The organism is Bacillus sp. MSP13 (genome assembly GCF_000815295.1).
Lineage (GTDB): Bacteria > Bacillota > Bacilli > Bacillales > Bacillaceae > Bacillus > Bacillus vallismortis.
Genome location: NZ_JXAQ01000010.1, coordinates 167,918 through 189,482 on the forward strand (window position 1 = coordinate 167,918; position 21,565 = coordinate 189,482).

At 43.3% G+C, this 21,565-nt stretch carries 24 protein-coding genes, 1 pseudogene and 3 other annotated features; of the genes and pseudogenes, 15 read left to right on the forward strand and 10 right to left on the reverse strand.

Translation table 11 applies throughout. From position 1 onward, the window contains the following. Nucleotides 1-228 precede the first annotated feature (228 nt). The 4 genes from pta to SC79_RS11460 all read left to right on the forward strand — a co-directional run bounded on the left by pta (nt 229) and on the right by SC79_RS11460 (nt 4,200). Nucleotides 229-1,200: a phosphate acetyltransferase gene (gene pta / locus SC79_RS11445; protein WP_010328990.1), complete on the forward strand. Its 972-nt coding sequence runs from the start codon at nt 229-231 to the stop codon at nt 1,198-1,200. A gap of 146 nt (nt 1,201-1,346) precedes the next feature. After that, nucleotides 1,347-2,246, forward strand: a complete 900-nt coding sequence (gene cysL / locus SC79_RS11450; RefSeq protein WP_039075149.1) for a cysJI operon transcriptional regulator CysL — start codon at nt 1,347-1,349, stop codon at nt 2,244-2,246. Nucleotides 2,247-2,293: 47 nt separating this feature from the next. Continuing rightward, a complete protein-coding gene (gene ywfL / locus SC79_RS11455; RefSeq protein WP_039075150.1) occupies nt 2,294-3,139 on the forward strand; it encodes an octanoyl-[GcvH]:protein N-octanoyltransferase in 846 nt (281 codons plus the stop codon). Nucleotides 3,140-3,309: 170 nt separating this feature from the next. Next, nucleotides 3,310-4,200 carry a carboxylate/amino acid/amine transporter gene (locus SC79_RS11460; protein WP_039075290.1) on the forward strand — a complete coding sequence of 297 codons (891 nt, stop codon included), beginning with the start codon at nt 3,310-3,312 and terminating at the stop codon, nt 4,198-4,200. A gap of 143 nt (nt 4,201-4,343) precedes the next feature. On the opposite strand, the gene SC79_RS11465 is transcribed toward SC79_RS11460, so the two are convergent. Next, a complete protein-coding gene (locus SC79_RS11465; RefSeq protein ID WP_039075151.1) occupies nt 4,344-5,126 on the reverse strand; it encodes an RsfA family transcriptional regulator in 783 nt (260 codons plus the stop codon). Nucleotides 5,127-5,339: 213 nt separating this feature from the next. Here SC79_RS11465 and SC79_RS11470 point away from each other — a divergent pair, with 213 nt between their 5' ends. From SC79_RS11470 to SC79_RS11495, 5 genes are all read left to right on the forward strand, one after another. Further along, nucleotides 5,340-5,564 (forward strand): DUF1450 domain-containing protein, encoded by a 225-nt coding sequence (locus SC79_RS11470; RefSeq protein ID WP_003222050.1) that lies wholly within the window; start codon nt 5,340-5,342, stop codon nt 5,562-5,564. Between the two features lie 160 nt (nt 5,565-5,724). Then, nucleotides 5,725-7,026, forward strand: coding sequence for an HD domain-containing protein (locus SC79_RS11475; RefSeq protein WP_010328986.1), 1,302 nt, complete (start codon nt 5,725-5,727; stop codon nt 7,024-7,026). A 35-nt stretch (nt 7,027-7,061) separates the two neighbouring features. Continuing rightward, complete coding sequence (locus SC79_RS11480; RefSeq protein ID WP_039075152.1) at nt 7,062-7,562, forward strand: YwgA family protein; 501 nt, start codon at nt 7,062-7,064, stop codon at nt 7,560-7,562. A gap of 112 nt (nt 7,563-7,674) precedes the next feature. After that, nucleotides 7,675-7,902: a binding site (T-box leader), on the forward strand. Nucleotides 7,903-7,935: 33 nt separating this feature from the next. Beyond that, nucleotides 7,936-8,157 (forward strand) — a binding site (T-box leader). Nucleotides 8,158-8,189: 32 nt separating this feature from the next. Then, nucleotides 8,190-8,411 (forward strand) — a binding site (T-box leader). A 54-nt stretch (nt 8,412-8,465) separates the two neighbouring features. Further along, nucleotides 8,466-10,382 (forward strand): threonine--tRNA ligase, encoded by a 1,917-nt coding sequence (thrS, locus tag SC79_RS11490; protein WP_039075154.1) that lies wholly within the window; start codon nt 8,466-8,468, stop codon nt 10,380-10,382. A 119-nt stretch (nt 10,383-10,501) separates the two neighbouring features. Next, on the forward strand, nt 10,502-10,921 hold the full coding sequence (locus SC79_RS11495; protein ID WP_039075155.1) for a MarR family transcriptional regulator: 420 nt from the start codon (nt 10,502-10,504) through the stop codon (nt 10,919-10,921). Nucleotides 10,922-10,963: 42 nt separating this feature from the next. On the opposite strand, the gene SC79_RS11500 is transcribed toward SC79_RS11495, so the two are convergent. Continuing rightward, nucleotides 10,964-11,152 carry a 2-hydroxymuconate tautomerase gene (locus SC79_RS11500; RefSeq protein WP_003222038.1) on the reverse strand — a complete coding sequence of 63 codons (189 nt, stop codon included), beginning with the start codon at nt 11,150-11,152 and terminating at the stop codon, nt 10,964-10,966. A gap of 108 nt (nt 11,153-11,260) precedes the next feature. On the opposite strand from SC79_RS11500, the gene SC79_RS11505 reads away from it, so the two are divergent. From SC79_RS11505 to SC79_RS11515, 3 genes are all read left to right on the forward strand, one after another. Next, complete coding sequence (locus SC79_RS11505; RefSeq protein WP_039075156.1) at nt 11,261-11,920, forward strand: site-2 protease family protein; 660 nt, start codon at nt 11,261-11,263, stop codon at nt 11,918-11,920. Between the two features lie 12 nt (nt 11,921-11,932). Beyond that, on the forward strand, nt 11,933-12,451 hold the full coding sequence (locus SC79_RS11510; RefSeq protein ID WP_039075157.1) for a YwhD family protein: 519 nt from the start codon (nt 11,933-11,935) through the stop codon (nt 12,449-12,451). Between the two features lie 152 nt (nt 12,452-12,603). Further along, nucleotides 12,604-13,029: a hypothetical protein gene (locus SC79_RS11515; protein WP_039075158.1), complete on the forward strand. Its 426-nt coding sequence runs from the start codon at nt 12,604-12,606 to the stop codon at nt 13,027-13,029. Between the two features lie 27 nt (nt 13,030-13,056). Here SC79_RS11515 and SC79_RS11520 read toward each other — a convergent pair whose 3' ends face one another. Further along, complete coding sequence (locus tag SC79_RS11520) at nt 13,057-15,132, reverse strand: transglycosylase domain-containing protein (protein WP_039075159.1); 2,076 nt, start codon at nt 15,130-15,132, stop codon at nt 13,057-13,059. A 201-nt stretch (nt 15,133-15,333) separates the two neighbouring features. On the opposite strand from SC79_RS11520, the gene speE reads away from it, so the two are divergent. From speE to SC79_RS11535, 3 genes are all read left to right on the forward strand, one after another. Beyond that, on the forward strand, nt 15,334-16,164 hold the full coding sequence (speE, locus tag SC79_RS11525; RefSeq protein WP_024713868.1) for a spermidine synthase: 831 nt from the start codon (nt 15,334-15,336) through the stop codon (nt 16,162-16,164). 61 nt (nt 16,165-16,225) lie between these two features. After that, entirely contained in the window at nt 16,226-17,098 is an 873-nt protein-coding gene (gene speB, locus SC79_RS11530; RefSeq protein ID WP_039075160.1) for an agmatinase, read from the forward strand. A 170-nt stretch (nt 17,099-17,268) separates the two neighbouring features. After that, nucleotides 17,269-17,487, forward strand: a complete 219-nt coding sequence (locus SC79_RS11535; protein WP_039075161.1) for a LuxR C-terminal-related transcriptional regulator — start codon at nt 17,269-17,271, stop codon at nt 17,485-17,487. A 770-nt stretch (nt 17,488-18,257) separates the two neighbouring features. Here SC79_RS11535 and SC79_RS11545 read toward each other — a convergent pair. From SC79_RS11545 to SC79_RS11575, 7 genes and pseudogenes are all read right to left on the reverse strand, one after another. After that, entirely contained in the window at nt 18,258-18,770 is a 513-nt protein-coding gene (locus tag SC79_RS11545) for a stage II sporulation protein M (RefSeq protein WP_039075163.1), read from the reverse strand. 43 nt (nt 18,771-18,813) lie between these two features. Further along, on the reverse strand, nt 18,814-19,095 hold the full coding sequence (locus SC79_RS11550; protein ID WP_039075164.1) for a hypothetical protein: 282 nt from the start codon (nt 19,093-19,095) through the stop codon (nt 18,814-18,816). Between the two features lie 188 nt (nt 19,096-19,283). Then, nucleotides 19,284-19,469 (reverse strand): DUF4177 domain-containing protein, encoded by a 186-nt coding sequence (locus SC79_RS11555; protein WP_039075165.1) that lies wholly within the window; start codon nt 19,467-19,469, stop codon nt 19,284-19,286. A 34-nt stretch (nt 19,470-19,503) separates the two neighbouring features. After that, on the reverse strand, nt 19,504-19,707 hold the full coding sequence (locus SC79_RS11560; RefSeq protein ID WP_039075166.1) for a hypothetical protein: 204 nt from the start codon (nt 19,705-19,707) through the stop codon (nt 19,504-19,506). Between the two features lie 13 nt (nt 19,708-19,720). Then, nucleotides 19,721-19,924, reverse strand: a complete 204-nt coding sequence (locus tag SC79_RS11565) for a helix-turn-helix transcriptional regulator (protein WP_039075167.1) — start codon at nt 19,922-19,924, stop codon at nt 19,721-19,723. 187 nt (nt 19,925-20,111) lie between these two features. Further along, nucleotides 20,112-20,231, reverse strand: a complete 120-nt coding sequence (locus tag SC79_RS11570) for a PhrC/PhrF family phosphatase-inhibitory pheromone (RefSeq protein WP_014665774.1) — start codon at nt 20,229-20,231, stop codon at nt 20,112-20,114. Further along, nucleotides 20,215-21,361, reverse strand: a pseudogene (locus tag SC79_RS11575) (response regulator aspartate phosphatase). Before SC79_RS11575 ends, SC79_RS11570 begins: the two are co-directional and overlap by 17 nt. Nucleotides 21,362-21,565: the final 204 nt, after the last annotated feature.

The following is a 21,565-nucleotide window of genomic DNA, read 5'->3' on the forward strand; positions in this document are numbered from 1 at the left end:
CATAGTTTATCCGATTCTACTGTGGAGAAACCTTGAACATCATCCCATTCGCATAACTCCATAAAAATAAGAGATGCTATAAGGAAAGAATCAGCCACTTAAATTAATTAGAAAAATAAGATTTTTTCATGAAAGCGCTATAATGAAAGTTGGCTGTTTGAATTTGATTGGAAGAAGAGTATGCTAGTAAAAGAAAGCGTTTTTGCAACTTTTTGAGGAGGTTTTATCGTGGCAGATTTATTTTCAACAGTGCAAGAAAAAGTAGCTGGAAAAGATGTTAAGATTGTATTCCCTGAAGGCTTAGACGAGCGTATTTTAGAAGCGGTCAGCAAGCTTGCGGGAAACAAAGTGCTGAATCCGATTGTGATCGGCAATGAAAATGAGATCCAAGCAAAAGCAAAAGAGCTGAATCTGGCGCTGGATGGCGTTGAGATTTATGATCCTCATACATATGAAGGCATGGAAGACCTTGTACAAGCATTCGTAGAACGCCGTAAAGGCAAAGCGACAGAAGAACAGGCTCGTAAAGCGTTGTTAGACGAGAACTACTTCGGTACTATGCTGGTGTACAAAGGCCTTGCACACGGCCTTGTGAGCGGAGCGGCTCATTCAACAGCCGATACTGTCCGCCCTGCTCTTCAAATCATTAAAACAAAAGAAGGCGTGAAAAAGACTTCCGGCGTTTTCATTATGGCTCGCGGAGAAGAGCAATATGTATTCGCAGATTGCGCGATCAACATTGCGCCTGACAGCCAAGATCTTGCCGAGATTGCGATCGAAAGTGCCAATACAGCAAAAATGTTCGACATTGAGCCTCGCGTGGCAATGCTCAGCTTCTCGACAAAAGGCTCAGCAAAATCTGATGAAACAGAAAAAGTAGCTGATGCTGTGAAAATCGCCAAAGAAAAAGCGCCTGAGCTGACACTTGACGGCGAATTCCAATTCGATGCTGCATTTGTTCCATCTGTAGCTGAGAAAAAAGCGCCCGATTCCGATATCAAAGGGGATGCTAATGTATTCGTATTCCCAAGCCTTGAAGCAGGCAACATCGGCTATAAAATCGCTCAGCGTTTAGGCAACTTTGAAGCGGTAGGACCAATCCTGCAAGGCTTAAATATGCCTGTAAACGACCTTTCAAGAGGATGTAATGCTGAGGATGTTTACAACCTCGCATTAATTACAGCTGTTCAAGCACTGTAATAAAATGAAGACGATGGCAGCTCTCTTCCGGAGGGCTGCTTTTTTTTGCGCCTTCGTATAGCCTTCTTTACCAAGACAGATGATATGAGTACAATAAAGAAAACGAATCATAACGATATATTTCATTAATGACAGGGGTGGGGTCTTTGTATTACGACGTGCTGAAAACATTTATAGCGGTAGTAGAAGAAAAAAACTTCACAAAAGCGGCGGAAAAGCTGATGATCTCCCAGCCCAGCGTAAGCCTGCATATCAAAAATCTTGAGAAAGAATTTCAAACGGCCCTCCTGAACCGATCGCCAAAACACTTTACGACAACGCCGACAGGGGACATTTTGTATCAAAGAGCAAAGCAAATGGTATTTCTCTACGAGCAAGCAAAGGCTGAAATCTATGCGCATCATCACTATGTGAAAGGCGAATTGAAAATAGCTGCCAGCTTTACGATCGGAGAGTATATTCTTCCGCCGCTATTGGCCCAGCTGCAAAAGCTGTATCCAGAGCTGAACCTCGATGTCATGATTGGCAATACAGAGGAGGTCAGTGAACGTGTGCGGATGCTTCAGGCCGATATCGGGCTGATTGAAGGACATACAAATGAGAATGAACTTGAAATTGAGCCGTTCATGGAGGATGAAATGTGCATTGCCGCGCCGAATCAGCACCCGCTGGCGGGACGGAGTGATATATCAATCAGCGATTTGCAAAACGAAGCGTGGGTGACAAGAGAGAAAGGCTCCGGAACGAGAGAATTTCTCGATCATGTCCTCAGCTCAAACGGACTGCGGCCAAAGTCGATGTTCACCATCAGCAGCAATCAAGGGGTAAAAGAAGCGGTGATCAGCGGCATGGGACTGTCGGTTTTATCCAGAAGCGTGCTGCACAAGGATTTGATCCATCGAGAAATTTCCATTCTCCAGATAAAAGATTTCTCGTTGAAGCGCAAGCTGTCTTACATTCATTCACCTCTTATGGAGAATACAAAAAACAAAGAAATTTTCATTACAATGCTGAAAAGCAATGATCAATCACAGCGGCTGAAATGATATAATAGTTTTCGTTCATAAGCCTAACATGAAAGGGTTTTACATAGATGGCAAACCAACCGATTGATTTACTGATGCAGCCGACATGGAGAGTCATTGACCAATCCAGTCTCGGCCCTTTATTTGACGCGAAGCAATCCTTCGCAATGGACGATACGCTGTGCATGTCCGTCGGAAAAGGCGTGTCGCCGGCGACAGCGCGCTCCTGGGTGCACCACAATACAATTGTCCTTGGAATACAGGATACGCGCCTCCCGTTTTTGCAGGATGGTATCTCTTTCTTGGAGAACGAAGGATACCGTGTGATTGTACGCAATTCCGGCGGCCTTGCCGTCGTTTTGGATGAAGGCGTTTTAAATATCTCCCTCATATTCGAGGACGAAAAGAAAGGCATCGATATAGACAAAGGATACGAAGCGATGGTTGAGCTGATGAGACGGATGCTAAGCCCATATAACGCAAAGATCGAAGCCTATGAAATTGAAGGCTCGTATTGTCCGGGCAGCTATGACCTCAGCATCAATGGCAAAAAGTTCGCCGGCATCTCTCAAAGACGCGTTCGCGGCGGAGTCGCTGTTCAAATTTATCTATGCGCGGACAAAAGCGGCAGTGAAAGAGCCGATTTGATCAGACGGTTCTACCAAGCGGCGCTAAAGGACAGACAAAACGATAAAAAAGGCGTCTATCCCGAGATTCGTCCGGAAACGATGGCGTCCCTAAGCGAACTATTGCAAACAGACATCTCCGTACAAGACTTAATGTTCGCTTTACTGACAGAATTAAAAGTATTAAGCACCCATCTATACTCAGCCGGGCTGTCCATCGATGAGGAAATGGCATTTGAAGAAAACCTCGTCCGAATGGCTGAACGGAATGCAAAGGTATTTGGGTGAACGTTCTTCGCATGCCAGCCGTATCCGGCGGGCATGCATTTTTTATTTTAAGCGGCATGTTATCTCCAATCATCTTATTTTCAGATAAATCCTTCTTACATGCGGATAACCATGACAAAAAGAAAAACGGTAAAATGAAATCAGCATCCATATACAAAGGGGAGAGGCAGATGAAAGGGAATGTTTACAGCCTGTATGTGCTGATCGCGGCTTTTTTCTGGGGAACCACGGGAACCGTTCAGGCAATGGCTCCAGAAAACTCCACACCGCTGGCATTTGGAGCGTTCAGATTATTAATAGGAGGAAGCGCCATGCTGCTGGCGGTTTGGGTGAGCCGTGAGCTTGACGTGAAAAATTGGTCATGGCCGCTCGTGTTATCGGCAGCAGTTTGTATGGCGTGTTACCAGCCGCTGTTTTTCACAGCTGTTAAAGAAACCGGAATCGCGGTAGGGACTGTGATTGCGATCGGAAGTGCGCCTATTATTGCCGGGAGCATGGAGTGGGCCGTCTTGAAAAAACGCCCGCAAAACTCGTGGTGGATCGCGACTGTATTGGCTTTAGCCGGTTGCTGGCTCCTGTTTTCCGACGGTTCGAATGTCCGGATTGATGTGGCTGGCGTGCTTATGGCGCTTGGAGCTGGTGCTTCTTTTGCTGGCTATACGCTCATCAGTAAAGCGATGATGAAAACCCAGCCTCCGCGAGCAACCTCCGCCGTTGTTTTTATGATCAGCGCCATCCTGCTGACGCCGCTTTTATGGCAATCAGATATCTCGTGGATATTGACACCGAGAGGATTCGGAACGAGCCTTTATATCGGCCTAATCGCAACATGCGCCGCATACTTTTTGTTTGCGAAAGGGCTTACCGGGGTTCCGGCCTCGGCGGCGGTTACGCTTTCTTTAGCTGAACCGCTGACGGCCTCATTGCTGGGCGTGTTTTTCATAGGGGAAATGCTTTCACTTTCCTCGTGGTTCGGCATTGCGCTGATGATGCTGGGGCTTCTGGTCATTTCCGCTGCGCCTCGTAAACAAAAAACGGCCGAGGCAGCTCACTTGTCTTAATAGATTCACATAAGCTTGGCCTCATTTTAAAAGAATAGAGTAAACTGCTGCAAAATGATAAAATCCTCTTTTCTTAATGGAAAAGGGGATTTTGCACATGGTGAAAATCCCAAAACAGCAGCTGGTTTTGGGATTTTTCTAACTTATTCTGCCATTTTTTCTAAATTGCCGTTTCGGTCCATTTTGAAGGACGGAGAGGCATGTTCATCTTCTTCAAATAAAACTAGCTTTCTGGCTCTATTCATAATTTTCACTAAGGTTTCGTAATCTTCTTGGATTGTTTTTTGGTCTTTTTCCAGCTTTTGAACTTCTGCCTCAAGCTGTTCCGTTTTGCTTTGCAATTCTTGATTTTCTTTCTTTAAACGTTCGTTTTCCATTCTTAATGCTGATGATTGCTCGTTATTTCCTTCGTAATTCTGCAGGAAGCGGATCACATCATCCATCGTCATCTCAGGCGCGACTGAAGGCGTTTGAGGAGACAATAAGTGTGATAGACTAGCTAACTCTTCCTTAAAGCTTTCGTCTACAAAAGGCATGTGTTCGCCTGACAGTAAAGGCTGCTGCTCATTTTCGGCTGTCGGAGTTTCAGCTTTCGCCTGCTCCTCCAGCACTGCAGTTTCTTGAATTGTTTCAGGATCAACCGCAGGAGGCTGATATAATAGTCTTTTTTTTGCGGGCTGCCCGTTTCCGAGCGCTCTCATTCGCTGTTTTCGCTGTTTCTTCGCAAGCTGAAGCGCTTTTTCATATTGGTGGCGGACGACCGCGTTCCATCTGAATCCGCAGGCTGCGGATGTCCGGTTTAATTGATCTCCGACTTCTTCAAAGGCGTTCAGCTGAGTGCTGCCCTCCCTCACATGCCGAAGCACTGTTTCGGCTAAAAGCAGATCATTTTCTTCTGACCAAGCGTCTTGTCGCTGTTTTGTCATTTATCTCAACTCCCATTTTTCTTTTCATGGTATTAGAGTGTCCAATTTGAAAATATTTATACAAGTTGGCTGAAAGAATAGGAGATACGAAGGATGGAGCGGCTTGCAGGAACAGTCGAATCCTTGTAAAATGAAGAGCGATGTGATTTTTTTGAAAAGCGATTTTAAGTTTATTCACATAGATGAACATAGAAATGAAGGGAAGCGTACGTCATGGCTAATGAATTTCGAGTGTGTGATGATTGCCAAGCCACTAATATCAAAACATTGCTGCCGCGTTTAAAAGAAGTGGACCCGGATGCAAAGGTTGAGGTAGGGTGCCAATCTTATTGCGGGCCCGGACGGAAAAAATCATTTGCTTTTGTGAACAATCGCCCGCTGTCAGCTCCGACAGAGGATGAGCTGATTGATAAAGTAAAAAAGAAAATAAAAAAGTAAAAACATATTTTTTCATAGCCTCGGCCTCAGGTCAGGCTTTTTTGCTTCGCAGAATGTGTGTTTTGTGAAGGTGGAACAAATCGCCGGGCAAATTCAAGGATGTTTTCAAAGAATAGAGTCGATATAATAGAAACACGGCTAAAAAAAAGAGGGAATGACGATGGCGTATCCAAATGGAAAATTATCAGAAGAAAAAGTGTTTAAAGATCCGGTGCACCGCTATGTTCATGTTCGGGACAAGCTGATATGGGATTTGATCGGTACCCGTGAATTTCAGCGTCTCCGCAGAATTAAGCAGCTCGGCACGACGTATTTGACGTTCCACGGCGCTGAGCACAGCCGGTTTAACCATTCTCTCGGTGTCTATGAAATTGTCAGGAGAATGGTTGATGATGTCTTTAAAGGCCGCCCTGAATGGGATGACAGTGAGCGCGAACTCTGTTTGGCCGCGGCGCTGCTTCATGATCTTGGGCACGGACCGTTCTCACATTCATTTGAAAAAGTCTTTCACCTTGACCACGAAGATTTTACAAGGGAAATCATTTTGGGGGACACAGAGGTCAATCAGGTGCTCAGAAAGGTGAGCCCGCGTTTCCCGCAGGATGTTGCTGAAGTCATTGCCAAAACATATAAAAACAAGCAAGTGGTCAGCCTGATTTCGAGTCAAATTGACGCGGACCGCATGGATTACCTGCAGCGCGACGCTTATTATACGGGCGTCAGCTACGGCCATTTTGATATGGAGCGAATTCTTCGCGTGATGCGCCCGCGCGAGGATCAGATCGTCATTAAAGAAAGCGGGATGCACGCTGTCGAAGACTATATCATGAGCCGCTACCAAATGTACTGGCAGGTATATTTCCATCCAGTGACAAGAAGCGCGGAGGTTATACTAACGAAGATTCTGCACAGAGCGAAGCAGCTTCATGATGAAGGCTATGTCTTCACTCACGCTCCGGTTCATTTCTATTCTATTTTTGAAGGGAAATTGATACTGGAGGATTATGTGAAGCTGGATGAATCTATTATTTTATATTATTTCCAGGCCTGGGAGGATGAAGAGGACGCGATTTTATCCGATTTGTGCCGCAGATTCATTAACCGCCAGCTGTTCCAATACGTTGAATTCAATCCGAATGAAGAAATGTCGGCTTATTTTGAGCTGACTTCATTATTCAAAGAGGCGGGAATCGATCCGAGCTATTATTTGGTCGTTGATTCTTCTTCTGATCTGCCATACGATTTTTACCGACCGGGAGAGGAAGAGGAGCGTCTGCCGATCCATCTCTTGACGCAAAACGGCCAAATTAAAGAACTGTCCAGACAGTCGGCTATTGTGGAATCCATCTCCGGGAAACGGCGGACGGACCACAAGCTGTACTATCCGAAGGACTTGATTTGTGACGGCTCTGAATACCCGGAAGCGAAAATGAAAATCCGGCAGCTGCTGGGTCTGACATAGAAATTGGAAAGAAGGAAAAAGGAGATGTCGGGAATTTGTTGAAAGAACATGCAAAACTGATGAAGGTGTTCTCGGATTCTGGAGAAATCATCGGGCGGAAGAAGCTGCAGAAAATGATTTATATCGCCAAGAAAATGCAGTTTCCTTTCTATGAGAAATATGATTTTCACTTTTATGGACCGTATTCAGAAGAACTGACGCTCCAGATTGAAGAGCTGTGCAACCTTGGATTTCTGGATGAGGTGAAGGAAAAAAAGGGCGGCTACTTTCAATACCGTTATTCACTGACTGAGACGGGCTCCGCGTTTTTAGACCATGCAGATCTGGATATGCCAGACATTAAGGGCTATATCGACAGTGTGAACAGCTGTTCATCGCGGTTTTTAGAGCTGGTTTCCACGATCCTTTACTTTGACGGGCTTGAGGCCGAGGAAAAGAAAGAAAAAGTCTTTACAATCAAAAGCAAGCAAAAATATACGAATGAAGAATATGACGAAGCGCTTCAATACATAGAGGAATTGAAGCAGATTTGTTAACCATACAGGGCAAAAGAACTGAAACGTTTCTTTTGCTTTTTTTAACAAAAAAGATTGCGGTTTTAAAAAGACTATTGTAAAATATATGAAATCATTTAACAATCAGTAATGTATACAGGCACTGATAAGGACATGAGATGCTTTTTACGGTTTCCAGAGAGGGAAGAACAGCTGAGATCTTCCTAACGCAGGGAAAGCAGCTTACCGCCTTTGAGCCGTATCGGGGAACTAAAGTATCCGATACCGTCATGCTGCGTTACAGCACCTTAAAGCCGATACACCATGTGTGTGATCGGGAATTTGGGTGGAACCACGGATCATAAACACATTCGTCCCTTGTAGAGGGATGGATGTGTTTTTTTATATGAGTTGAATACATGCGAAGAAAAGGATACGAATGATATTTACGGTTTTCAGAGAGGGAAGGAAAGGTGAGAGCTCCCAGCTTAGGAATATCATTTACCGCCTTGGAGCAGCATTGGGGAACTGAAGTATCCAATGCCGTCTATGCTGCGTTACAGCACCGAGCCGATAGACATAACGTTTGTCGGGAATTTGGGTGGAACCACGGATGATAAACACATTCGTCCCTTGTAGAGGGATGGATGTGTTTTTTTTATGAATTGAATACATGCGAAGAAAAGGATACGAATGGTCGTTACGGTTTTCAGAGAGGGAAGGAAAGGTGAGAGCTTCCCAGCTTAGGATGATCATTTACCGCCTTGGAGCAGCATTGGGGAACTGAAGTATCCAATGCCGTCTATGCTGCGTTACAGCACCAAGCCGACAACATAGCGTTTGTCGGGAAATTGGGTGGAACCACGGGTGAATCACACACTCGTCCCTTTCAGCGGGACGGGTGTGTTTTTTTATATACAACAATAATGAAGGAGTGTTTAAAAAATGAATAAACATGTACACATTGAGCTTCCGGACGGACAGGTCAAGGAATACCCGAAAGGCATCGCAGTCAAAGATGTAGCGGGTTTTATTAGCTCTAGCCTGCAAAAGAAGGCGGCTGCGGGGCAGGTCAATGGCAAGCCCGTTGATCTCAGTTTTAAGCTGGAGAAGGATGCCAAGCTTTCGATTATCACACTTGATTCACAAGAAGGCTTGCAGGTATTCCGCCACACATCAGCGCACGTTTTGGCGCAAGCTGTGAAACGCCTGTATGGAGAAGTGTCATTGGGGATAGGTCCAGTGATTGAAGACGGCTTCTGCTATGACATGAAGCTGGAGCACAGTTTGACATCAGGAGACTTAGAAGCCATCGAAAAAGAAATGAAGAACATTATAAATGAGAACCATGAGGTCAAACGAATTGAGGTTTCTTACGAAGAGGCAGAAGAGCTGTTTGCCAAAAAAGGCGAGCCGTTTAAACTGGAGATTTTGAAGGATCTTCCGCGCGGAGCGGATATCACGCTGTACCAGCAGGGAGAATTTGTTGACCTGTGCCGCGGTCCGCACCTTCCTTCTACAGGAATGATCAAGGCGTTCAAACTGACAAGAGTATCCGGCGCTTATTGGCGTGGAGACAGCGAAAATGAAGTCCTGCAACGGGTGTACGGGGTTGCGTTTCCCAAGAAAAAAGAGCTCGATGCGCATCTGCATATGCTGGAAGAAGCGGCAAAACGAGACCACCGCAAGCTGGGCAAACAACTAGGGCTGTTTATGTTTTCTGAAGAAGCGCCGGGCATGCCGTTTTATTTGCCGAAAGGGCAGGTTGTCCGTAATGAGCTGGAACGCTTCTCGCGTGAGCTGCAAACAAAGGCCGGCTATGATGAGGTGCGTACGCCGTTTATGATGAATCAGCGGTTATGGGAGCAGTCTGGCCACTGGGATCATTATCGCGACAATATGTATTTTTCAGAAGTGGATGAGAAAAGATTCGCCATGAAGCCGATGAATTGTCCCGGCCATATGCTCATCTTTAAAAACAGCCTTTATTCTTATCGGGATCTGCCGATTCGCATGGCGGAATTCGGCCAGGTGCATCGCCATGAATACAGCGGTGCTTTAAATGGAATGCTTCGCGTTCGGACATTCTGCCAGGATGACGCGCATATCTTCGTTCGTGAGGATCAAATTCAGAGCGAGATCAAAGAAGCGATTGGGCTGATTGACGAGGTATATCGCCCTTTTGGTTTTGAGTATTCGGTTGAGCTTTCGACTCGTCCGGAGGATTCATTAGGCGATGACAGCCTTTGGGAAGCGTCGGAACGCGCCTTAGCACACGTCCTTGAGGAGCTTGGCCTCTCTTATGAGATCAATGAAGGTGATGGGGCGTTTTACGGACCGAAAATCGATTTTCACATCAAAGATGCCCTGAAACGAAGCCACCAATGCGCGACCATTCAGCTTGATTTTCAAATGCCGGAAAAATTTGATTTAACATATATCAATGAACACAATGAAAAGGTTCGGCCCGTCGTCATACACAGAGCGGTATTCGGCTCGATCGACCGTTTCTTCGGCATTTTGATTGAGCATTTCGGCGGGGCTTTCCCCGTTTGGCTCGCACCGGTTCAGGCTCAGATCATACCGGTTTCGCACGTTCACTTGGACTATTGCAGAAAGGTGCAGGCAGAGCTGAAGCAGCTGGGCATACGAGCCGGCATTGATGAGCGCAATGAGAAACTTGGATACAAAATCAGAGAGTCCCAGATCCACAAAATCCCGTACGTGCTTGTGCTTGGAGATCATGAAGAGCAGCAGGATACGGTAAACGTCCGCCAATTCGGGCATCAGGAGAGTGAACACGTTCCTTTTCAGACATTTAAAGATAAACTTGTCAAACAGGTGAAAAATCGAGGCATGTAGGTGAAAAGCTGCGGATTCACATTTTGCTTTTTTGACTTTCCCTATTCGGAATCAGTAAAATAATAAGTAAATCAAATCGTTCGTATGTTTTGAATGCATCTCGAAATGGGGAAATTGACATGGACCATGACAAACTGGAAGCAAACTTGCTGGATCACGCACTTACAAAATACTTGAAAACCACGAAGCAATTAGATGAAGCGACCGTTCCGAAACACGTAAATAATGTAAGAGGATTTATTCTGCGGATCATATACAGACATGGGAGCTGCACCATAAAGGATATACTAAAGGAAGTCACATTGTCTCCTTCTGCCACAACCACCGCTCTCAATCATTTAGAGCAGGAGGGGTTTATTGAGCGATCGAGAAATAACAATGACCGCCGCACTGTATGGATTACGCTCTCTGATTCGGGCCGGGGAGCGGCTCAGCAAATGATCGAAAACCGCCAACAGCTGATTGACGGCATGTTTGAACGTTTAACAGCCGAAGAGAAACAGTCATTATTATCGATTATTGAGAAGCTGACCCAATAGGGATAGAAAAAGCCGGTGTGCGAAACGCCGGCTTTATAGAGCTTATTCCATATCGCTCAGGCGTTTGCCTGCGACGGCATAATGGTCTTTTCTCATTTCTTCTATAAATACAACAATTTTTTCTTCAGAAGCACCGGTTGTTTCCTTTACGGCTTCTGTTACTTTCTCGACAAGGTTGCGTTTTTGCTCGTCTGTACGGCCTTCGAGCATTTTGACGGTTACGTATGGCATGGGTGCTGAATCCTCCTTTATCTCGTTTCCTCTCTTTAGAAAAAGAGGCTTCTTATAGTATACTGAATAAAGTAAATTCTTGCATTTTTAGAAAGAGGGATATCTCACTTGGACCGTTTTTTTTATTATCCGTTATCTTTAATGCCATACCTCGTCATTACGTTAATTGTGTCGTTTACGATTCACGAGCTTGCCCATGCTTATGTCGCATACAAATTCGGTGACGATACGGCGAAAAAACAAGGAAGGCTGACGCTGAATCCTATTAAACACCTTGATCCGTTCGGAACCATTTTGATTCTGGTGGCCGGATTCGGGTGGGCGCGCCCTATTCCCGTCAATCGCCGCTTCTTTAAGAAACCTCGGATTGCCGGCGTGCTCGTATCAATCGCCGGACCCGTCAGTAACCTGATTCTTGCGTTTATCGGTTTCTTTTTGTTAGTGTTGATGCATGCATACGGAATGGAGCAGCTTGCGGCATTCAGCACTGGACTTGATCAGTTCTTTTCGATTTGGATTCAGCTGAACCTTGTCTTGTTTTTATTTAATCTGCTGCCGCTGCCGCCGCTCGATGGCTATCGAATCATTGAAGATCTCGTTCCGCCGGGGGTGCGTGCCAAGATGACGCAGGCGGAGAGCTACGGCTTTATCGTCTTTTTGGTTCTGTTTGTGACACCGCTCGGGTCTTACGTGCTTTGGCCGATGCTCAATGCCGGAAGAGATCAGATTTTACAGCTGTTTTCAGCGATATTTCAACCGCTTTTGTAGGAGGTAGAACTCATGGAAGAAAAAAAGAAAAAATCAATCGGGTTTAATATTATCAAAAGTGATCCGACAGACGGACACGGCGGTTTCGGCGTAGGAGCGCTCAGCCTCGATAACATTTCCCCCGTATTCGTCGATGTAGAGGAAAAAGAAGCGTTCGTTGATATCGGCGCCATGCACGCCCGCAGCACCGTTGAAAAAGGAATTAAATTTCTGCCGAACAAAGAAGAAGTTCCGAACGGCAAACCATACTGGCTTGTCTGGGTGACGATTGACAGAAGAGAAGAGGGGCCTTATTACGCTGGTGTGACAGCCTGTGAACTGACGGTTGACAGAAGCATCAGAAGAGGCTACAAATCGCTGCCTGAGCATGTGAATCTAATGGATAAATCCATGAAACGGAAGATTATCATTGATAAAATGGACGACAGCTCGAAGCGTGTGCTCGGCGAGTTTCTGAAAAATCATGATCAGGGACTATGGGATCGGTCACCAGATGAATTAAAAAAAGGCCTTTTTCCGGAAGATAATTAGTTTGTGAACGTTCTGTGAACTTTTAGAAAATTTGTACTATTTTTCGTGAACATTGAGTAAACTGGTGATACAGAAATAGGACATGGAAAATCCCGAGCCGAACCAAGACTCGGGGTTTTTCATTTTTTTTTGCAGTAGATAGGGGAGATATCATGTTTCAAACGATAAGGATTGGTGATTGGATCATTGAAGCGGACGTGGAGGAAACGAGAAGGCAGTATGCGAAAAATATTGAAGATATGTGCGGATGTCTTCTCTGTGAAAATTTCCGGGAAGTAATGGAAACACTGCCGCGTGAGAAGGCGCAAATTTTTGAGGGATTTGGTCTTCAGCCATCTGTTTGTACCGATATTAATGAATTCGGCCCTGAGGGTGACCGTCATCTTTATGTAGCCAGCTATTTTATTGTCGGACATATTATAGAAGGGAGAAACGAATGGGATCCGGACCGTAACTGGACAATATCATTTGAATTGCCGAGAGATGACCACTTTATCCCCGAAGGATTCCCGAAACCGATTGTTCAGCTCGATTGCATCACATTGCTTCCATGGACTATGAAAGAACCATATGAATAACCCGGCCACCGAGGAGCCGGGTTATTTTCAATGATTCCGCCCCAGCCATTTGTCCCACCACTTTTTCTCGGAAGCGGGCTTTTCTTTGACTGGAGACCGGTGTTTTGTTGGTTTTGCGGGTTCAGCGCCATAGCACACGTTCGACGGTTCAGTGCCTTTCACAAAATACGTGTAGTGCTTGGCTGCGCAGCCGGGGCCGGACGTGTAGCCCGTTGCCGGATCAATGTATACGCCGGTTACGCCTTTTGGCGGTTTGAAAGCTGTTTCTGGTTCTCCTTTAAGCGCATCCTCCATGAAGTCCGCCCAAATCGTTTTGGCATAGCTTTTTTCTTCGACCGAGTCGATGGTGCTATTTTTGTCATAGCCCGTCCACACGCCTGCGGCCAGCTTCGGATTGAAGCCGATCATCCAACTGTCTGCGCTGGTGGTGCCTGATTTTCCCGCATACGTTCTTGTCAGGCGGTTGGCGATCGTCCGTCCGGTTACCGATGTATAGCCGTTTAAATCTGTATCAAACATGCCTGTCATCATATTCGCCGTAACAAAGGCGGCTTTTTCATCAAGCACCTGTTTATGCTGATTCGGATTTTCATACAGCACATGCCCCGCCGCGTCTGTGACCCTTGAAATAAAAGCCGGTTCGATTTTCTTCCCGCCATTGGCGAGCATGGCGTAGGCATTGACCATCTCAATCGGGCGCACGGGTTCGGTGCCGAGTGCCAGAGACGGCAGTTTTTGAAAATGGGCAGTGATGCCGAACTCTTTTGCCGCCTGTACGAGCTTGTTCATGCCGAGAAAAAGATGTGTTTTCACAGCGTAGATGTTGTCGGAAAGCGCCAGCGCCTGCAGAAGCGTAATGGGCTTGTTGGCGTAGTATCCGTTATAGTTGCTTGGAGAATACGTTTCTCCCTTCGCGTCAATTTGAAACTCGGTTTCTTCGCTTTTCATCAAGGTGACAGGCGTAAATCCGCTCTGAATCGCTTTGTAGTATAGCAACGGCTTGATTGTCGAAGCAGGCTGGCGTTTCGCCTGTGTCGCCCGGTCAAATGGGCTTTTTTGATAATCTCTGCCGCCGACTAGAGCGAGAACGTTTCCGGTGCGGGGATCAATGGCTGAAAATCCGACTTGAATATCCGAGCCGGCGTTAACCGTTTCAGTAATGGTCTCCTCGGCGATGCGCTGCATCCGTTTATCTACCGTTGTATAGACATTTAACCCGCTCGTTTCAATTTGTGCCCGCGTCATGCCGAGCTTCTTCTCCAGCTCTCTCATCGCATTGTCATAGAAATAAGGGGCTTTTCTCTTGGAAACTTGTTTATTCAAAGGCTGATAGGAAAGAGGTTCCCGGATCAGTTCATCCGCTTTTTTCTGGCTGATCATCCGCTGCTGTTCCATCATCCGCACAATCGTTTTCTGGCGATCCTTAGCCTTCGTTTCATTAACATACGGCGAATAGCCGGAAGGGCCTTTCGGGATTCCCGCCAAAAGCGCCGCCTCCGCATCGGTCAGGTTTTTCGCATGCTTGCCGAAATACAGGCGGGAAGCTGCTTCAATGCCGTAGGCGCCGTGGCCGTAGTAAATCGTATTTAAATAGCCTTCTACTATCTCGTCCTTAGAATAGTTTTGTTCCAGACGGATCGTATAAAACGCCTCATTCCATTTCCGTTTCCACGTTTTATCGTGTTCAAGGTATAAGTTTCTCGCATATTGCTGGGTGATGGTGCTTGCGCCCTGAACCTTGGCAAATGCTTTCAGATCAGCAAGCGCCGCACCGGCCATGCGTTTATAGTCAAAACCGTGATGATCGTAGAAATTCTGGTCTTCAACCGCCACTGTCGCTTTTACAATCGTCGGATTCATGTCCTTTAAGGGGACCCAATAGCGCTTTTCACCGTAATTCGTTTCTCCGAGCTTTGAGCCGTCACTCGCATACAAAATCGTGGATTGCGGCACTTGCACGGAGGGAGCGCCTTGGTATTTGGCTATCAGAATGACAGTCATAAATACAGCAGCTGCCGCTAAGGCCGCAAGAGCCCCTAAAAAGATACAGGCGCGAACGGTTTTCAGCGTCAGTTTCAGCCGTTTATTTGTCATTGCATCCACAACGGGTTCCCCCTTTTTTTATGTTTCTACTATTATGAGGAAAAAAGACCGTTTTTAAACATCGCAGAAGAGGACGCATCTTTACTTTTTCCCCGCCATCCTCTATACTTTTTCCTTAGGTGAAAAAGAGATTTCAACCGAGAATAAAAGCTGATAAGACGCTTACAATAAATGAATACAGCCTTGAAAGGGAGATGACAATTGAGCGAACTTTGGTACACAGAGAAGCAGACGAAAAACTTTGGCATAACATTGAAGGTTAACAAAACATTACATACAGAACAAACGGAATTTCAGCATCTAGAAATGGTGGAAACAGAAGAATTCGGCAACATGCTGTTTTTGGACGGCATGGTCATGACATCTGAAAAAGACGAATTCGTTTATCATGAAATGGTTGCGCATGTCCCATTGTTTACACACCCGAACCCGGAGCACGTTCTTGTTGTCGGCGGCGGTGACGGCGGCGTCATCAGAGAAATCCTCAAGCATCCGAGCGTGAAAAAAGCGACACTTGTTGATATTGACGGCAAGGTCATCGAATACTCTAAAAAATTCCTTCCATCTATTGCAGGAAAACTGGATGATCCGCGCGTTGACGTGCAGGTGGATGACGGATTTATGCACATTGCAAAATCTGAAAATCAATATGACGTGATCATGGTGGATTCAACTGAACCTGTCGGACCGGCTGTAAACCTGTTTACAAAAGGATTCTACGCGGGAATCGCGAAGGCGCTGAAAGAAGACGGCATTTTCGTCGCTCAGACGGACAACCCATGGTTTACGCCGGAATTAATCACAAATGTACAGCGCGACGTGAAGGAAATCTTCCCGATCACGAAGCTGTATACAGCGAACATTCCGACATATCCAAGCGGTTTGTGGACATTTACAATCGGCTCGAAAAAATATGATCCGCTTGCAGTGGAAGACAGCCGTTTCTTCGATATTGAAACAAAATATTACACAAAAGATATTCATAAAGCGGCGTTTGTTCTGCCGAAATTTGTGAGTGACCTGATTAAATAATATTGGCAATGGCGCAGGAGCGAATCTTGCGCTTTTTTACAGGAAAGCGAGGGCATTATAGATGAGATTTGATGAAGCTTATTCAGGAAAAGTATTTATCGCGAGCCGTCCAGAGTGGAAAGGGGCGGACGCCATCCTTTACGGCATGCCGATGGACTGGACGGTCAGCTATCGCCCGGGCTCACGCTTTGGCCCGAGCAGAATCCGCGAGGTGTCAATCGGCCTTGAAGAATACAGTCCGTATTTAGATCGTGATCTGGCCGATCTCAATTTCTTTGACGCAGGCGACATTCCGCTGCCGTTCGGAAATCCGCAGCGAAGCCTTGATATGATCGAGGAATATGTGGACAGCATTTTAGAAAAAGGGAAATTCCCAATGGGCATGGGCGGGGAGCACCTCGTGTCATGGCCTGTCATAAAAGCAATGCACAAGAAATACCCAGACCTTGCGATTATCCATTTTGACGCACATACGGATCTTCGCGTTGATTATGAGGGAGAACCGCTTTCTCACTCCACGCCGATCCGCAAAGCGGCAGAATTGATCGGACCGCAAAATGTATATTCATTCGGAATCCGTTCCGGCATGAAAGAAGAGTTTGAATGGGCGAAGGAAAACGGCATGCACATCTCAAAATTTGAAGTGCTAGAACCGCTGAAGGAAGTGCTTCCGAAGCTCGCCGGCCGTCCAGTGTATGTCACAATCGACATTGACGTATTAGACCCTGCACACGCACCGGGAACAGGTACAGTTGACGCCGGAGGCATCACGTCTAAAGAACTGCTTGCATCCGTCCATGAAATCGCGCGTTCAGAGGTAAACGTGAAGGGCGCTGATTTGGTGGAAGTCGCACCGGTGTACGACCACTCAGAACAAACAGCAAACACAGCTAGCAAAATCATCCGTGAAATGCTGCTTGGGTTTGTGAAATAAATAGAAGATTCCCCGCTCGAAACATCGCGGGGTATTTTTATATTGTATATAAAATACTTAGAAGTTAGTAAAAGCAACACACTTTATTTTACCATTAGTAATTGAAATATTGATAAAATTTATATAATAGGGTATTATTTAGTAAATACTTCTTTAGAAAGGAAGATAGAATGAAAACAGCAGTTATAGAAAATGAATTGGAATTAAAAAAGATTGAAACTTCAGTAATTAAGATGATAATTGCTGAAAAACCTAATAAAGAGATTGCTAAGTCATTAAACTACTCTCAGCGCAATGTTGAATACATAATAGCTGATATTTGTAAAAAATTGAATGTAAGTACTAGAGTCGGTATTGTTTCGGAAGCATATAAAAGAAATTGTATATAGTGAAATTATAGATAAACCCCTATTGAGGGGGTTTCAGAGTGTAGACAAACCCCTTTTTCAAAAAGTCATCTCAAGAAAAAGGGGTTTTTGTTCTGTTTTAGTTGCAAATATGGTTGCTCTTCTCAAGAATCAGCACCATATATTGATGAATTAGTCATTATAAAAAACGGCTGTCGACTTGTCAACAGCCTGAAACCGCTATTAAGGGGGGGGTTATTTATATATGCTAAAAAAACATTCTATACAGGAATGCCGTAAAAATAAAAACTGAGATTGTTAGGTAGTTCATATTTGTTCGCCATTTTAGAAGTATAAATAAAAGAAATAAATATGTAATGTTGAACAAATCAAGTATAGAAAAAATCAAATGATCACTTGTGAAAAATAAACTAGTATTTGGATGTTCTGCGAAAATATTTTTGAATGATATAAGAAAAAACTTAATTGCTACTGGGATGTTAGAAAACATAAATAGGGAATAAAAGGTTTTAATCTTAATTTGAGCACCAAGAAAATTTATAATGAGAAATAATACAAACCCTTCAAAAATCACCCCGAACATTAAAAGAAACAGAGCGGCTATTGCTATGATATAATCTAAATGTTTTATCTGATCAACAACTTGTATAGATATATTTTTGGGAATTAAACTTTTCATAAAAGGTAATAGAGAACTTAAATAAAAAGCTAACCCAATAATATAAAATAAAAACGAGGGTAAAAATTTAATGTTTCGTTCCTTAAATGAAGATAATTCAATTTGCATAATCCTAAAAGGCTCCTTTTATAAAGATAGGTGTAATAAATGTTTCTAACATAGCTGCTATAATTAAACCGAGAAATATAATGGCAATGTATTTAAAAGTAAATTTCAAATTTATTTTAAAGAGTAATAAATCCAAAGTTAATTTCATTCCTACAGAGGCTGCCAGAAGCAATACCGGGACTTCAATTATTCCATGAGGTATAACAAGCAGTAAAAGGTTTAAATTGTCTTTAATATTCCCTATGGCATTTCCTAAAATTAACCCATTAATAATTAAAACAGCAATCGTGCCAAGTGACAGCGTCAGCGGTCCTAAAAAAACAAGCAGAGTCGCTACTTTAATGTTATTAAAGAAAATCCCAAAAAAATTCGGACGGATATTTCGATTTAGGTTATTTAAATTTGAAACGGGATCTGTATAAAAATATGCTGAAAAAAAAGCAATTAAAAATAAGATCAGACATAGCATATACAATTTAACTAAAATGTTCTTTTTAAACAAAGTATTTTCACCTATTCGTTCGAGGGACTGCCAGGGATATTGAATTTAATGTTTTATATTAGGCCGCTGCGGTACTTGCTCCAGCCAATTGTTCTAAAACGGCTAATGGCAAACCTGCTCCAAGAGATCCTAAAACAGTTATGATGGCCAGAACTGATCCAGTTGCGGTGATAGCACTGACAATCCAACTAGGAGCTATTATTCCAGCTCTGTTTAAAATATCGATAACATCCATACTTAAATTATTATGTTTCATACTGAAAAGAGCGAGAACAATTATTCCTGATGCTACTAATGTAAAAATTGCTTTACTATTTTGTGTTTTTAAAAGTAGATTCATTTTTTTCCTCCAATTTTTTCAATATCCCCAGCAAGTTAAATAATAAAATATATTGGAATCTATTTGAATTGCGGATTTCCGAAAAATAATATTTAGGAGGTGAAGTCTACTAAGATATCTGTCTGGTTTATCTCAGTACAGTTAAAGCCGGGTCCTATTTATGACCCGGCTTTAACTGTACTGAAACATTATACTTTTTTTTCAAGAATAATATCAAAATAATCGGCTGCCCCGTAACCTGAAATAGCAGGAGCAAAAATTTGGACTAGTTTCCACCCTTGCTGCGAATACTTTTCAATAATATCTTTATAGTCTTCTTTAGGCTTTCCTTTCCAACGGTTTACTTCTACTTTTATGAACTTATATTCATACATGACTGTATAATCCTCCAGAAGTTTTATAGGAATTTTACCTAGTTTTTCTATTATGATAAACTTGAATCCACAAATAGAGAGCGCAGCCTATTAAAAGTATTGGGAATTGCCACCCTGTATTTCCGTTATTAAAATAATCTATTAATGACCATATCAGTAAAGTGATAGTATAAAAACTAAATGCTATTCTGGCGGCTATGCCCGATTGGTGTTTTTGCATCTCATCCATTTTCTTCATAAGAACCTCTCCCTTAGTTTTTTTTTACATTATAGTTGAAAACTTTGTCTATTCCCATATTTAATGCTTGGGCTATAGAAAAAGCCAGACTTAAAGTCGGGTCATATTTGTTATTCTCAATTGCATTAATGGTTTGCCTTGAAACATTGCAGAGCTTAGCCAAATCATTTTGTGAAATATTAGCTTCTGTTCTAAATTTTTTAATATTGTTATCCACTAAAACCCTCCTTAAATTATTTTTATTCTTATTTTAAATCTTCAAATTTATATATTTATTTTAATTAATATATGCATAAGTGTCAAATACTTTTTACATATTAGGGTGTTAAAGTATATTTTTTTGTTTTGAAAATTTGACAATTATAAAGTCGTTTTCACAAAAAAACCGCCGATGGACGGCGGTTTTAGATCATGGCGCGTTGTGCAACATCAAAATGTTCTGTTGATGAATTTGATACTTCGACTGTGATAAATACAGCGCTCACAGCTAAACAAGCGAGTAATAATTTATACTTCCATTTCATATAAATTCACCCCCCCCTTGAATGTGCTGTCTTGCTTCTTCAACCTTTAAAAAGTAATGAGATGCTTTTTTGTAATTTTCCTGCTGATGATAATACTTAGCAACATCAAGTGCGAAGTCTTCAATATCAGCATACATCATTTTACTTTCAAGAAAAACAAAACATTTTTCTATCCGTTCCTCATCTGGTCCAGACAAGTATAAAGATTCCAAAAATTCAAACTCCGTTAAGTACACGGTGTCTCCCGCTGTTGCTGAATATTCTATTCCTTTTTTATGATATTCACAAGCGTCATCCATCTTACCTAATTTAAAATAAATTTGTGTAATTAGGAAAAAGGCTTGTGGCAGAGAAGGGATCATTTTAGATCCTTCAAATACTTGAATAGATTTTTTTACATACTCTATCGCTGATTCAAAACTATTTTGATTTTGCTTGCAAAGCGCTATGTTATAAAGCGTTCTTCCCATTAATTGAGGCTGCTGCTCTGCTTCGGCAAGTATATAAGCTTTTTGAAAATGGGCAATGGCTTTCTCATATTGTTTTAGATCCAAAAAATTGGCTCCGAATAAGGACTGGCATTGAATCATTCTGATATCATATGTAGTCTGTTCACTGTAGAGTTCGAATGCTTGACGTGCATAGTCCATGGAGACATAAGTTTGTTTCATATAGTAATAGACTTCTGACATTTTGAAAAAGAATTCAGCTTTGTCAATTTTGTCTTTCACAAAAATCAGTTTGCTCTCTGCTTTTTTAAAAAATTGAATGGCTAATACATATTCACGGCGATCCAGCTCATACATACCTCTGAAGAAGTTAAAGTAGTACTCAAGAAGCCCAGTCAAACGAGCCTGTTTTTTATCAATCTCAACCAGCAAATCAGACAGCCGCGGCTGTTCCTCAATCCGCATTTTTTCCAGCGGTTCAAGGTACTCAAGCATCAGGTTGTGCCGAAATTCCATCAGTGAATAGTACAAATGGAGATCTTGATCTTCTTCCATTTGATCCAGCTCTTGTTTGATTTCTCTTCGTAAGTACTCTGCATCGGGTATGCTGAATCGGCGTATGTACATATACCATTCGTTAATCTTTTCTCCGACGGAAGAAGAAGATATGACACCTGTCACGTTTGCAAATCCCTCCCTTCATTATTCTATATATGTCATATTTTATCATTATCATTCTTATGAGAAGCGCAAAAAAACCGCAATCTTTTCTTTCGTTACCCCGCATGTTAGAGGAAAAACTTGCTTTTACCCTCGGCAATTTGTACAAGCAAATAGATTCACCTTCCATATTCTGTTGTATCTGCGTGAGCAGTGTATTTCTGA

Excerpts from the sequence above, each read along its gene's own strand:
- SC79_RS11460 (WP_039075290.1), top strand. The coding sequence starts at position 3,310 with ATGAAAGGGAATGTTTACAGCCTGTATGTGCTGATCGCGGCTTTTTTC.
- ywfL (WP_039075150.1), top strand. The coding sequence starts at position 2,294 with ATGGCAAACCAACCGATTGATTTACTGATGCAGCCGACATGGAGAGTC.
- SC79_RS11470 (WP_003222050.1), top strand. The coding sequence starts at position 5,340 with ATGGCTAATGAATTTCGAGTGTGTGATGATTGCCAAGCCACTAATATC.
- SC79_RS11515 (WP_039075158.1), top strand. The coding sequence starts at position 12,604 with ATGTTTCAAACGATAAGGATTGGTGATTGGATCATTGAAGCGGACGTG.
- SC79_RS11510 (WP_039075157.1), top strand. The coding sequence starts at position 11,933 with ATGGAAGAAAAAAAGAAAAAATCAATCGGGTTTAATATTATCAAAAGT.
- SC79_RS11570 (WP_014665774.1), bottom strand. The coding sequence starts at position 20,231 with ATGAAATGGAAGTATAAATTATTACTCGCTTGTTTAGCTGTGAGCGCT.
- SC79_RS11560 (WP_039075166.1), bottom strand. The coding sequence starts at position 19,707 with ATGAAGAAAATGGATGAGATGCAAAAACACCAATCGGGCATAGCCGCC.
- SC79_RS11465 (WP_039075151.1), bottom strand. The coding sequence starts at position 5,126 with ATGACAAAACAGCGACAAGACGCTTGGTCAGAAGAAAATGATCTGCTT.
- SC79_RS11500 (WP_003222038.1), bottom strand. The coding sequence starts at position 11,152 with ATGCCATACGTAACCGTCAAAATGCTCGAAGGCCGTACAGACGAGCAA.
- SC79_RS11535 (WP_039075161.1), top strand. The coding sequence starts at position 17,269 with ATGAAAACAGCAGTTATAGAAAATGAATTGGAATTAAAAAAGATTGAA.
- SC79_RS11475 (WP_010328986.1), top strand. The coding sequence starts at position 5,725 with ATGGCGTATCCAAATGGAAAATTATCAGAAGAAAAAGTGTTTAAAGAT.
- thrS (WP_039075154.1), top strand. The coding sequence starts at position 8,466 with ATGAATAAACATGTACACATTGAGCTTCCGGACGGACAGGTCAAGGAA.
- SC79_RS11555 (WP_039075165.1), bottom strand. The coding sequence starts at position 19,469 with ATGTATGAATATAAGTTCATAAAAGTAGAAGTAAACCGTTGGAAAGGA.
- SC79_RS11550 (WP_039075164.1), bottom strand. The coding sequence starts at position 19,095 with ATGAATCTACTTTTAAAAACACAAAATAGTAAAGCAATTTTTACATTA.
- speB (WP_039075160.1), top strand. The coding sequence starts at position 16,226 with ATGAGATTTGATGAAGCTTATTCAGGAAAAGTATTTATCGCGAGCCGT.
- SC79_RS11495 (WP_039075155.1), top strand. The coding sequence starts at position 10,502 with ATGGACCATGACAAACTGGAAGCAAACTTGCTGGATCACGCACTTACA.